The 11,860-nt window shown below is 63.0% G+C and carries 10 protein-coding genes and 1 pseudogene; 7 read left to right on the top strand and 4 right to left on the bottom strand.

What is annotated here, in order from left to right; all coding sequences use genetic code 11:
• Nucleotides 1–73 (bottom strand): annotated as a pseudogene (locus AC5FRW_RS18865) (IS6 family transposase); the annotation flags it as partial.
• Between the two features lie 107 nt (nucleotides 74–180).
• Between AC5FRW_RS18865 and AC5FRW_RS18860 the strand changes: the two are divergent.
• The 4 genes from AC5FRW_RS18860 (at nucleotide 181) to AC5FRW_RS18845 (ending at nucleotide 6,314) form a co-directional block, all read left to right on the top strand.
• Nucleotides 181–1,605, top strand: coding sequence for a M48 family metallopeptidase (locus AC5FRW_RS18860; RefSeq protein WP_493570012.1), 1,425 nt, complete (start codon nucleotides 181–183; stop codon nucleotides 1,603–1,605).
• Nucleotides 1,606–1,683: 78 nt separating this feature from the next.
• The gene (locus AC5FRW_RS18855; RefSeq protein WP_493570011.1) at nucleotides 1,684–3,189 is read left to right on the top strand and encodes a DUF790 family protein; all 1,506 of its coding nucleotides are present in this window, start codon (nucleotides 1,684–1,686) and stop codon (nucleotides 3,187–3,189) included.
• 192 nt (nucleotides 3,190–3,381) lie between these two features.
• Entirely contained in the window at nucleotides 3,382–4,689 is a 1,308-nt protein-coding gene (locus AC5FRW_RS18850) for a twin-arginine translocation signal domain-containing protein (RefSeq protein ID WP_493570010.1), read from the top strand.
• On the top strand, nucleotides 4,686–6,314 hold the full coding sequence (locus AC5FRW_RS18845) for a CRTAC1 family protein (RefSeq protein ID WP_493570009.1): 1,629 nt from the start codon (nucleotides 4,686–4,688) through the stop codon (nucleotides 6,312–6,314). The genes AC5FRW_RS18850 and AC5FRW_RS18845 overlap by 4 nt, the downstream gene beginning before the upstream one ends.
• A gap of 66 nt (nucleotides 6,315–6,380) precedes the next feature.
• Here AC5FRW_RS18845 and AC5FRW_RS18840 read toward each other — a convergent pair whose 3' ends face one another.
• Both AC5FRW_RS18840 and AC5FRW_RS18835 read right to left on the bottom strand, forming a co-directional pair.
• A complete protein-coding gene (locus AC5FRW_RS18840) occupies nucleotides 6,381–6,893 on the bottom strand; it encodes a DUF7122 family protein (RefSeq protein ID WP_493570008.1) in 513 nt (170 codons plus the stop codon).
• A 31-nt stretch (nucleotides 6,894–6,924) separates the two neighbouring features.
• Complete coding sequence (locus AC5FRW_RS18835) at nucleotides 6,925–7,836, bottom strand: RsmB/NOP family class I SAM-dependent RNA methyltransferase (RefSeq protein ID WP_493570007.1); 912 nt, start codon at nucleotides 7,834–7,836, stop codon at nucleotides 6,925–6,927.
• A gap of 126 nt (nucleotides 7,837–7,962) precedes the next feature.
• On the opposite strand from AC5FRW_RS18835, the gene AC5FRW_RS18830 reads away from it, so the two are divergent.
• From AC5FRW_RS18830 to AC5FRW_RS18820, 3 genes are read left to right on the top strand one after another with little or no spacing between them, the layout of a single operon-like run.
• Entirely contained in the window at nucleotides 7,963–8,700 is a 738-nt protein-coding gene (locus AC5FRW_RS18830) for a proteasome assembly chaperone family protein (RefSeq protein WP_493570006.1), read from the top strand.
• Between the two features lie 2 nt (nucleotides 8,701–8,702).
• Nucleotides 8,703–9,701, top strand: coding sequence for a signal peptide peptidase SppA (gene sppA, locus AC5FRW_RS18825; protein WP_493570005.1), 999 nt, complete (start codon nucleotides 8,703–8,705; stop codon nucleotides 9,699–9,701).
• Between the two features lie 36 nt (nucleotides 9,702–9,737).
• Nucleotides 9,738–10,868 (top strand): DUF373 family protein, encoded by a 1,131-nt coding sequence (locus tag AC5FRW_RS18820; protein ID WP_493570004.1) that lies wholly within the window; start codon nucleotides 9,738–9,740, stop codon nucleotides 10,866–10,868.
• A gap of 75 nt (nucleotides 10,869–10,943) precedes the next feature.
• On the opposite strand, the gene AC5FRW_RS18815 is transcribed toward AC5FRW_RS18820, so the two are convergent.
• Nucleotides 10,944–11,795, bottom strand: coding sequence for a universal stress protein (locus AC5FRW_RS18815; RefSeq protein ID WP_493570003.1), 852 nt, complete (start codon nucleotides 11,793–11,795; stop codon nucleotides 10,944–10,946).
• Nucleotides 11,796–11,860: the final 65 nt, after the last annotated feature.

Here is an 11,860-nt window from a genome sequence, read left to right as displayed (position 1 = left end):
GGGTGCGCTCGTTCTCCCAAACGTCTTGGCTGTCCTCGTCTAACGTTTCTCTGAGGAGGTCTGCGAGTTGCATGAGCACTTCTCGCTACGGCCTCCTCATTCCTCAATCCCTCAACTAGACAGTGCCGAACATAGTGACATTTGAAAATATTTAACACGCATTATAATGTATCGAATTTTATGCCTGAAAAAAGTAATATACTGGCCAGTGTCCGGGCACGGGTCACGGAGATCGGTGCCGTCGAGTCACTGTTCGACCGGATCGAGTCTGTCGAACACTGGGAACTCCTGACTCTCATGGTCTTGACCGGTGCATCGATACTCTCCCTCTACACCCTCGCAATGTTATTTATTCGGCCGCTGTTCGCCGGAATGGGCCTCGGATTGTATCTCCTACTTGGTTTCACCGTCGCGGGCGTCATCACGGCCGTCCAGTATCTAGGTTCCCTGTCTTATTATGGAAACGTTGGTCATGAACTCCCGAGGAGTGAATTTTCGTGGTTACACGACGCAAACGAGGAGATCGCAACGGAGATGGGCATCGATCCGCCCGAACTCCGACTCATCGAGGAGACGACACCCAACGCTTTTGCAGTCGGTGGACACTCTTCAGGGATTGTTTTTTTCAACACTGGACTCTTCGACGTAATGTCAGAGGAGGAAATCCAGGCCATCCTGGCTCACGAGTGTGGCCATATTCGAAATCGAGACTCGATCATTACGATGCTCGCTGGAACGATCCAGAACCTTGTCAGTCGGGGTGCGGCGCTGTTCGGTCGACTGATATCTGCCATGTTCATGACACTAATACTTGCCTTCCGTCGAACCGCCGAAACCGCTTGGGAGCGCCGTCAACGACTCCGGATTCAGCAGTCTATCGTTCTAATGGTTGCCGTGCCAGTCACATTGACGGTACTCTTCTTCAACCGCTTGCTTTCACGGTACCGTGAGTTCGTCGCAGACCTGACTGCCGCTCGGGCGCTTGACGACCCCGAACCGATGCAGAGTGCGCTCGCGTCGTTGGAGGATGTCAAGGAGTCTGGCCAAGAACTCACAGCCTCGAACAAAGCCGCGGCGTCGCTGTATATCGCAGGTGGTGCAACGGCACAGATCACATCACTGTTCGATACGCACCCCGACCTAGAACACCGTCGGAACGTGCTCGAAGATTCATTCACCGAGAGTGAAACGACCAGTGTTATGGAAACCGGCGCGATCCTCGGTGGTTTCACCAAATTTGGCCTTACAGGTGCGCCAGCGGTAATTCTTGCTGTTGGGGCCGTGGCGATCTGTATTATCGGTGCCGAAGCACTCTTCGGTGGTGTGTACGCGGTGTTCGACAATGGATTCTGGGCACTTGTCGGGCTTGTTGCAGTGGTCGCTTTGCTTGCAAGTCTCCTTTCGTTCCCGTGGGCGATGACGTTCGCCGATGGTGGTGAACCAAAATTGGGTTTCGTAGCCGTCATTTTTTCGCTGCTCGTACTGTTCGGCAGTATGTTCTCCGGCGTTCCTCTTCTCGGATCGATCGACGCCATCGCGTACCTCGGGCTGATGGGAATTGCAGGTGTCCAGTTCCGAGCGGTCGTGAGAGAACTCCGAGAGTGACTAGTTCGTAGTGCTCTCACTCACTGGATCCGGTTCGGCGACGCTACGCTTTAGTCGGTCGCTGTCGGAACTGCCGGTGTGCTCACGAAGGACCTGTTGCGCGTCTCGCGGGCCGGTGGTGGCTACCACCCGCAGTTCGTCGGCGACGCAGCGCAATCACTGGCCGCCCGCGTGATCGGTATCTATCAGGGTCACGTCGGCGAGACCCGGGCGACGCTGCAAGAAGCGCTGACCGAACTGGAGCGTGAGGCCGACGACTTCAAACTGGTCCGTGGGCTGGCGAAACTGATCGAGCGCGAAGCGACCTTCGAGACGGAGTCTGCGGTGCCGCCCGAGCGGGCACGGCGCACGACCTTCCGAGCGGCCGAGGAGATCGGCGTCGTCAGCGACGCCGAGCGAACCACTGCCATCGAGCGGGCGGCCGACGGACTGGCCGTCGACCCCGACACGATCGAGCAGTCGCTGTACGCCGACCGTGAGAGCAGACAGATCCTGACCGACGTGACACTCCGGTGGGACCCCGCCGAACTGATCGAACAGTACAACCTCTCGCTGGCCCAGACGGCACTGTTCGACGCGACCGACGTCGAACTCCGGTCCAGCGATCCGAAGACCCTCGTCTCGGCGGTCAAGCGTCTGCGACTCATGTACGAGATCGAACGGACAGACGAGGGGCGCGTGGTCGTCGTCACCGGTCCCGACCGGCTCTTTCGCCGCACGCGCCGGTACGGCACCCGCTTTGCCCGCCTGCTGCGCACCGTCGCCAAGACCGCCGACGAGTGGTCGCTGATGGCGACGATCGACGACCGCGGCACCGAGCGCACGCTCCGCCTCTCCGAGGGCGACGTGTCGGTGCCCGGCGTCGACCCGGTGACCGAGGTCACCTACGACAGCGGCGTCGAGGCCGACTTCGCCGCCCGCTTCGAGGCGTTGGATCTCGACTGGGAACTGACCCGTGAGCCAGAACCGCTGGCTGCCGGTGCTAACGTCGTCATCCCGGACTTCGCGTTCGACTACAAGTACGGCGACCTCAGGGTGTTCTTCGAGATCATGGGCTTCTGGACGCCCGAGTACGTCACGAAGAAACTCGATCGGCTGGCAGACGTAGACGCCGTCGAGATGCTCGTCGCCGTCGACGAGAGCCTCGGGGTCGGGGAAGCGATCGAAGCCCGCGACCACCGCGCGATACCCTACACCGGGACAGTCCGGGTCAAAGACGTGCGGGATGCCCTTCGGCGCTACGAAGCCGACCTCGAAGCCGACAGTGCCGCTGCCCTCTCCCAGACGCTGCGACCGGACGCCGATGTGATCGACCTTGCGACGCTCGCCAGCGACTACGGTGTCAGCGAAGACGTGATCGAGGACCGTACGTTCCCGGACCACGACCGCGTCGGCCGGACGTTGATCCGTCCGTCGATCCTCTCGGCCATCGACAACCGGATCGAAGTCGGCCAGTCGCTGTCGACCGTCGAGACGCTACTCGACGAGTACGGCATCGACGACGCCAGCGCCACCCTGTCGGCGCTTGAGTACCGGGTCGAGTGGGACGGGCTAAGCGGGGGGACGATCCGCCACGCCGAGTGAGCAGGGACGACGGACCGGAGAGATGTGTTAGAGGCCGACAGACGTTACTGGGCGGAAGTGGCCGTCATATTAGTAGTACAACAGGACATGCACAGCCTCGTTGCAGTGCGGACTCGTATTGTGATAGATTCAATCGGGGACAAATTGTTCGTATGCAAAAGAGTTATGATGATTAAATACCGTGTTCCGCCAATGGACTTTGATAGCACGCGCGGGCTCTCGCGGCGCGATTTCGTCAAAGCCGCAGTGGCGATCGGAGGAACGAGCGCGTTGAGTGCATGTCAGCAGGTCGAAAGTTCTGACGAGGGCACGCAGACGCCGGCCGAACAACAGTTTCCCCACGGGGAGGGTGAGCCGTCGGACCTTCCAGATGGACAACACGTCTGGAACGAGTATCTCGTCCACAGTGCTCACGGGACGACGGTCCAGAGCCAGCATCAGCTACTCCTTGGACTGTCGTACGAGGGGTCGATGCCGCCGACCGAGGCAGAACAGGAGCAAGTCGAGTCGGCACTCCAGACACTCGAACGGGCCTACAAGTGGGGCCGCGGCCAAAAAATGAGCGGCAAGCTCCAGAACGGACTGCTGTTCATGCTTGGCTACGCGCCGAGTTACCTCTCGGCGGTCGGCTTCGAAACCGACAACGTCCAGTCGGCAGAGACGCTTCTCGAAGAGTTGGATCAGGACCCGGCGAAAGCCGACGACTTCGACGCCGTGCTATTGCTTGACAGTGACTTCGGTTCGATCATCCTCTCGGCCGAAGAAGCGCTGTTTGGCGACCGCGAACAGGTCAACGGCATCGACGTCGAATCGGACCTCAGCGGCGTCTTCGAGGTCCAGAGCCGCCGGTCGGGCTTCCTCGGTAAGGGAGTACCAGCCGAGAAACTCGACAACGACGACATCCCGGAGGAAGCACCGCTCTCGATGGGGTTCCGGTCCGGATTCAAGGACAGCCAAGCGCCCGAAGAGAACGTGACGATACAGGAGGGTCCCTTCGCCGGTGGGTCGACGTTTGCGACCTCTCGCCTGAAGACCCATCTGGACGAGTGGTACGACCAGCCCCACGAGGACCGTCGCAAGGAAATGTACTGCCCGGCACACTCCGAAGAGGACGTGGGCAAGACCGGCGATAAGCTCGGCGACCACAGCGAGATCACACACGAGAACGTCGAGAACATGGACGAACTCGCCGAGGAACACGGGATCGTCGGCCACTCCCAGAAGGTCGCGACGGCGCGTGACGAGGATTTCGTACCGGTGATCTTGCGCCGGTCCGAGGGTGTCGCCACCGACGAGACGGGCGGCAGCGCGTTCAATTTCTCGGCGGTCCAGCGAGATACGCAAGCGTTCGTCGAGACGCGCAAGGCGATGCACACCGACCAGTACGACGTGGACGTGCCCGACGAGCGCCACGGCATCGTCGACTACCTCGAAACGGTCGCTCGCGGGAGCTACCTCCTGCCACCGCGTGACCGCCGTGCGCTGCCGATCCCACAATGAACGCGAGACACGTCCTCGCGCTGTTGGGTGTGCTCGCGCTCGCAGCCATGGCTGGCTGTTCCGGGTCGGCACTTGGCTCGCCCGACACGTCGATCCAGTTCCAGAACGCGACCGCCGATGTCGGTGTCGACTACCAGACCGACGGCGGCGGGGCCGGCAACGGTGACGACGGCGTGTACGTCGCCGACTTCGACAACGACGGGTGGCAGGACTTCCTCGCTGTGGGTGGCGACGAGCCAGAACTCTACCGGAACACCGGCGGCCAGTTCGAGCGCTCGGACGCGTTACCCGCGCTCGACCGACCGTTCAAGAGCGCACTGTTCGTCGACTACGACGACGACGGCTGGGAGGATCTGGTGTTACTTCCCCGAGAGGCGAAGCCAGTCGTTCTACACAACGACGACGGCGAGTTCGAGCGAACTGAGATGGATCTTGGCGTTCTGAACCATCCACTGGGCGCGACTGCGGCGGACTACGACAACGACGGCGACACGGATCTGCTGGTCTACCAGGCGGGCGATTGGACGGACGGCAAGCCAGCGGGCTATTTCAGTAAGCATGGGATGGTCGACAACGACAATGGGAATCCCAACGTCCTCTACGAGAACACCGGCGGTCAGTTCGAGCGTGCGACTGAGACCGGTATCACTGGTAGCCGATGGTCGCTGGCAGCGAGCTTCGTCGACCTCAACGGTGATGGAGACCCCGATATCCACGTCGCCAACGACTTCAACAACGACACGGTGTACATCAACCGCGGCGACGGGAGCTTCGAGCAACGATTGCTGGGTGGGTCGACGGACCGCAACGGGATGTCCTCGGAGGTAGACGACATCAACGGCGACGGTCACCCGGACATCTACGTGACGAACATCGAGTTACCGATCAAAGAGGGGATGACCGAAGAGCGCTACAAGCGGATCACGCAACTGTTGTCGTATCAGGTCCACTCGACGAGAACCGACGGGAACACGCTGTTGATCAACGACGGGACCGGGAACTTCACCGATCAGGCACCGGCCTACGACGCACGGGTCGGTGGCTGGGGATGGGCAGCCTCACACACCGACTTCGACAACGACGGTGACGAGGATCTCATCCACACGACGCAGTTCATCATCCGCATCGACCAACAGGACCCGCACTTCACCTACCCGATGGTGTTCGAGCGGACGGGCGAGAACTTCACGAACCGCGACGCCTCCGATCTGGGCTTCAACGAGAGCGACGGACGCGGTCTCGCGACGCTCGACTACGACCGTGACGGCGACCGAGACATCCTGCTGGCTGCACACAAGGGACCACTGCGGGTCTACGAGAACGTCGGTGCCGACGCCAACAGCCTCCAGTTCCGTGCCGTCGACGAGAACGGCGGGACCGCCTATGGCGCGACCATCCGCGTCTCGACCGGCGAGTACGAGACGACCGTCCAGCAGACGAGCGACTCGGACTTCCTCTCACAGGAGAGTCGCGTCAACCACGTCGGTCTCGGAACGGCCGAGACGGTCGATCTCGAAGTGACGTGGCCCGACGGCAGCGTCCAGACCTTCGAGGACGTGGCCGTCAATCAACACGTCCGGCTGACCAGAGATGGGATCGAGACGGTCACGACGACGGGTGAGTGAACGGTCAGACGACCTGTTTTCGTAGCGTCGTCGGTCTTGACGACGAGTCGAGAGATCCGTCGTGGACTACTCGCCGCTACCGAGATCGCGCTGGCGGCCCTTCGCGATCTGTGACTTGAGCTCGCCGTAGGTGTACAGTCCCACGCCAAGCGGTTCGCGCTCGCCGGCGATGTCGTGGGTGACGATCAGGAAGCCCCAGTCGCCGTCCCACTCGATGTCGAGGGTCTCCCCGTCGACGAACGCCGCCGCCTGCTCGTCGTCGAGGTGAACGACGTTCTTCGTGGCGTGGTGACCGAAGCGCTGGACGGCGTCGGTCGTGGGCTTCCAGAACTCCTGTCGGGTCCGCAAGAACGTCATGCCGAGGCCCTGAATCGGGACGGTGTCCGGTGCGTCACCGCGGAACAGCCAGAGTTTCCCTTTCCCGCGTTCCCACATCGTGTACGGTTCGAACGTCTCGCGGGGAATCCCGAAGCGGTCGGCCCAGTAGTCGATGATCTCCGCGCGCGTCGCCGCCTCCGGGTCCTCGCGATCCGCGTCGTCCGCGGGCACGCGGTCGAAGGTGACGTTGCCGTGTGTCATGCTGTACCCTCCTGTCCCCAATCGACAGCGATCATTCCGCCATCACCTCCAGTTTCGCACAGAAGAACCCGCCCGTGTCGTTGTGGTGGGGGTAGATCCGGTGGGCCTTGGTGACGCTTTCGTCGAACCGCTCGCCCTCCCACTCGGTGACGCCACTCGTCGATTCCAGCGGGAGATCGAAGTCCACGAGTCTGCACGCTTCCTCGGTGAGTGCGTGATCGAGGACGGCTTCGTTCTCCTCGGGCGCGAACGTACACGTCGAGTAGACGACCGTCCCGCCGGGCTTGGTCGCCTGAATCGCCCGGCGGAGGACGCCTTTCTGGACCCCGGCGATCCCGTGGACGTGGTCCAGCGTCCACTCGTCGAGCGTGTCGGGGTTCTTGCGGATCGTGCCCTCACAGGAACAGGGGACGTCGACGAGTGCACGGTCGTACTCTTCGCCACCGAACGGCTTGAGCGAGTGATTCCGTGCGTCCTCGTGGGTGACCGCGACGCTCGTACAGCCGAGCTGTTCGGTGTTGGTCCGCAGCGCAGAGAGTCGTCCGAGGTTCGAGTCCGTCGCCACGACGACACCGTCGTCGTCCTGCAGGGCGGCGATCTGTGAGGTCTTGCTCCCCGGCGCTGCACAGGCGTCCCAGACCCGGTCGGCTGGCTGTGGATCGAGCACGAGCGCGGGCAGCGCGGACACTTCTTCTTGCCCGTAGATCCAGCCGTGGAAATACGGCCAGTTCGCCCCCGGCTGATCGTCCGGCAGGCGGAGGATATCGTCGTGCCAGTCCGTTTGCTCGACCGTGATTCCCTCGGCTTCGAGGGCGTCGATCGCCCGCTCGACTGTCGTCTTGATCGTGTTGACCCTGACGACGGCCGGGAGCGGACGCTCGCAGGCCGCGCGGAAGGCGGCCATGTCGTCGACGAGCGGCTCGTAGCGCTCCAGTACGTCCATTGTCGACTCCTATCTCGGCACGGCGTTTGTGGGTTTCGGAGTGGGGACACCGAATCGGGCGCGGATCTCCCGGACGGCACGCATTCGCCCCCGAGGATTAAGCCGCCGGAACCGAATACTGAACGTATGGCACACGTAGCTGTCCACCGCGACGACATCGCGCTGGACGAACCGATGCTCGTCGAGGGACTGCCGGGGGTCGGACTCGTCGGCAAGATCGCCGCCGACCACCTCGTCGACACGTTCGAGATGGACGAATACGCCTCGCTACACTGCGATGGGCTGCCGGAGATCGCAGTCTATCACGAAGGCAATCGGCAGGTCAAGCCACCGGTGCGGCTGTACGCCGACGAAGACCGGGACCTGCTCGTCCTCCAGAGCGACGCCCCGGTGTCTGCGAGCGCGGCCGACGAGTTCGCGACCTGCCTCACTGGCTGGCTGGCCGACAACGACGTGACACCGATCTATCTCAGTGGGATGGCGACCAAACGCGACGACGTGGCGTCGATGTACGGCATCGCGACCGGCGACGGCGGGACGCTGCTGGACGAGACCGACATCGACACACCGACCGGGGACGGCGCAGTCACCGGGCCGACGGGCGCACTCCTCCACACCGCGGGCCGGCAGGGACTCGACAGCGTGGGGCTGGTCGTCGAAGCCGACAAGCAGTTCCCCGATCCCGCGGCCGCACAGGTGCTGCTCCGAGACGGCGTCGGGACACTTGCCGACATCGATATCGACACCGGGGCGCTGGTCGAACGCGCCGAGGAGATCAGTGAGGCGAAAGCCGATCTGGCGGCCCGGATGCAGCAAGCGGACGACGAATCGACGAGCGCAAAGCCCCTCGGCATGTTCCAGTAAGTATGCCGGAGCGAACGCGAACGGTCAGTCGTCTCGCGGTCGTCGGCCTGACGGCACTCGTGATCGGTGTCTTCGCCGTCGCCGTCTTCTACTGGCTGCCAGCGACGCTGACCGACCTGCTGGGCATCCTGCTCGTGATCGCAGCCGTGATCGGCGCAGTTCGACTGGGTGGTTCCATCGCCAGTTCGATCATGCCGTCGTACAACGTCGCCGAAGTGGCCGTCGAGGGACCGATCACCCGCGATGGCGGTGGCGGGATCACCAGTCCACCTGTCGGCGCGAAAGCCGACGACATCGTCGACCAGATCGAGCGCGCCGACGCTGACGACGCCGTCGACGCACTACTGGTGAAGCTCAACACGCCGGGAGGTGAGATCGTTCCCAGCGAGGACATCCGCCTCGCGGCCGAGCGGTTCGACGGCCCGACCGTGGGCTACGCGACCGACGTGTGTGCCTCCGGTGGATACGATATCGCCGCCGGCTGTGACGAACTCTGGGCGCGCGAGGGGAGTATCGTCGGCTCCATCGGCGTCATCGGTTCGCGCGTCAACGCCGAAGAACTGGCCGACCAACTGGGGCTGTCCTACGAGCAGTTCACCGCAGGCGAGTACAAAGACGCCGGGACGCCCCTCAAGGAGATGGACGACGACGAGCGTGAGTACCTCCAGACCATCGTCGACGACTACTACGACCAGTTCGTAGACACCGTCGCCGACGGCCGCGACATGGACGAGACAGAGATCCGTGACACCGAAGCCCGGATCTACCTCGGCTCACAGGCCCACGAGATGGGGCTGGTCGACACACTCGGGACCCGCCGGGACGTGGAAGCGGCACTCGAAGACGAACTCGGCGAGGAAGTGACGGTCGAGGAGTTCGAGACAAGCCGCGGGCTGGCAGGGCGGTTGCGCGGCGGTGCCCAGTCGGTCGCCTTCGCCCTCGGGGCCGGCATCGCCGGGACGATCGATGGCGACCTCGACGGCCTCTCCTTTCGCCGGTAGCGAGGATTTTTATTCCGGCGACGTTTCTTGCCAGGTGTGACGACGCTGGTGGTCTGTATCGACCGCGGTGGGGCGTTTCCACCAGAGCTATCGCTCCCCATCGCGGGCTACGACGCCGTCGAGTCACTCGTGACGGAGGTCGGACTGACCGATCCCGAAGACAGTCGCGTCAACACGATGCTCGAAGGACTGCGCGTCGCCAACGATCTCGAAGCCGACGGTGACGACGCCATCGTCACGGTCGTCGGAGACCGCGGTGACGGCGTGAGTGCCGACCGCAGCATCGCCAGACAGGCCGACGAACTGGTCGCGGAGTACGATCCCGACTCGGCGATCGTCGTGGTCGACAGCGCCGAGGACGAACGGCTCGTTCCGATCATCGAGAGTCGACTGCGTGTCGACGCGGTGGATCGCGTGGTCGTTCGACAGGCCCGCGACATCGAATCGACGTACTACCTCCTCAAGCAGTTTCTCGCCGACGAGGAACTCAGAAAGACCGTCCTCGTCCCGCTCGGTATCGCGCTGATCGCGTTCCCGCTCCTGTTGCTGGTCACCGAGAACCCGGCGTTCGCGGTGGGCGCGATCGCGGCCGCCGTCGGTGCCTTCCTCATCTACAAGGGGCTGGGTATCGACGAGTACCTCTCGCGACTCCCCGGTGAGATTCAGGCGGCGCTTTACTCCGGGCAGGTGTCGCTGGTGACCTACGTCGTCGCCGGCGGTCTATCGCTTGTCGGCATCTTCGTCGGCGCGCTGGGCGTGGGGACTGTCGGCGATCAGAGTGCGTTCATCCACGCGATGCGCTTTGCCTTCGATGGGGTGCCGTGGTTCACCGCGGCAGCGCTTGCGGCGTCGACGGGCCGATTGATCGACGAACTCATGCAAGAAGAGTCCATTCGGTCGGCCTACGTGAACCTCCCGTTCGGTGCGATCGCCGTCGGACTCGTCATCCGTGGCTTCTCGGTCTACTTCCTCGAACGGGCCGGTGCAGCCAATGATTTCACGCTACAGCAGGTCGTATTCGGACCAGTCATGATCGAGTCCGTCACGCTCGGCCCGGGTCGTCGCCTCGCAGTGTACATTCTCGCCGGCATCCTCGTGAGTCTGATCGGCGTTCGCTTCGCGGCCTACTTCAGCCAGTCCAACGTCCAGGACGAACTCGTCGAGTGAGAAACCAGAACGATTTGTCACTGGTCACACTGTTGTGATACGGTCGGGAGTCCTCGGTTTCGATGAACGCGATAATTAAACCGAGACGACGGGGACCGACGCGGTCCGAACGACCGTCTCCGCGACACTGCCGAGCAAGACACGTTCTAGCCCCCGCTGTCCGGTCGTCCCGATGACGACCGCGTCCATCTCGTTTTTGTCGACGTAGTCTCGGATCGTCGACGGCGGCGAGCCACGTTCGACCGCCGTGACGACCGACTCGATTCCGCGCTCGGTCGCCATCGACGCTGCGCCATCGACGACCGACTGCGCGGCGTCCTCGGGATCGGACCCGGTGAGTGTCGATCCGAGTCCCAGCAACGATCGGTCGGCGACCGACAGGACGTGTGGTGTCGCATCGAGCATCGCCGCGAGGTCGAGACCGTGGGACACAGCGGCCGTCGCTGCGTCGCTCCCGTCGGTCGGGAGCAAGAGCCGATCGTAGGGGAACGTCATCCGCGTCGGTTCGCTCATGCGCACCGTCAGGACCGGGACCGGCGAGAGCCGTAACACTCGCTCGGTGACGCTGCCCAACAGGCGGCGAGAGAGACCCTGCTGGGCGTGGGTGGGCATCGCGATCAGGTCGAAGTCGTAGCGCGTGGCGTAATCGACGATGGTCTTTGCAGGACCACCTTGGACCACGTCCGTGTCGTAGTCGACGCCGGCGGCTGCGAGTGGCTGGGCCGCCTCCTCGACGATCTCCTCGCCGGTGTCGACCAGTGTATCGACGATCTGTCCGCCGATGCGGGTGACACTGTCTCGATTGGTGTCGGCCACGAAGCAGACGGTGACGGCGACATCCCACGTCTTCGCGATGTCGACGACGTGGGCGATCATCTCGGCGGCACCCTCACTCCCGTCGACAGGGAGTAAGATCCGATCGTACATACACGCACTTTTTCTGCCAGTGACAAAGGCGTTCCTGCGCGAATCCACACCGATATATTCGCCGC

It is taken from the genome of Halomicrobium sp. HArcht3-1 (assembly GCF_058933345.1).
The sequence above is the reverse complement of the archived record's forward strand: the minus strand, read 5'-3'. Positions and strand labels throughout refer to the sequence as shown.

Bases quoted from the DNA above. Each gene is read 5' to 3' on its own strand.
- AC5FRW_RS18860 (WP_493570012.1), top strand. From the start codon at position 181: ATGCCTGAAAAAAGTAATATACTGGCCAGTGTCCGGGCACGGGTCACG.
- AC5FRW_RS18850 (WP_493570010.1), top strand. From the start codon at position 3,382: ATGGACTTTGATAGCACGCGCGGGCTCTCGCGGCGCGATTTCGTCAAA.
- AC5FRW_RS18845 (WP_493570009.1), top strand. From the start codon at position 4,686: ATGAACGCGAGACACGTCCTCGCGCTGTTGGGTGTGCTCGCGCTCGCA.
- AC5FRW_RS18840 (WP_493570008.1), bottom strand. From the start codon at position 6,893: ATGACACACGGCAACGTCACCTTCGACCGCGTGCCCGCGGACGACGCG.
- AC5FRW_RS18835 (WP_493570007.1), bottom strand. From the start codon at position 7,836: ATGGACGTACTGGAGCGCTACGAGCCGCTCGTCGACGACATGGCCGCC.
- AC5FRW_RS18830 (WP_493570006.1), top strand. From the start codon at position 7,963: ATGGCACACGTAGCTGTCCACCGCGACGACATCGCGCTGGACGAACCG.
- sppA (WP_493570005.1), top strand. From the start codon at position 8,703: ATGCCGGAGCGAACGCGAACGGTCAGTCGTCTCGCGGTCGTCGGCCTG.
- AC5FRW_RS18815 (WP_493570003.1), bottom strand. From the start codon at position 11,795: ATGTACGATCGGATCTTACTCCCTGTCGACGGGAGTGAGGGTGCCGCC.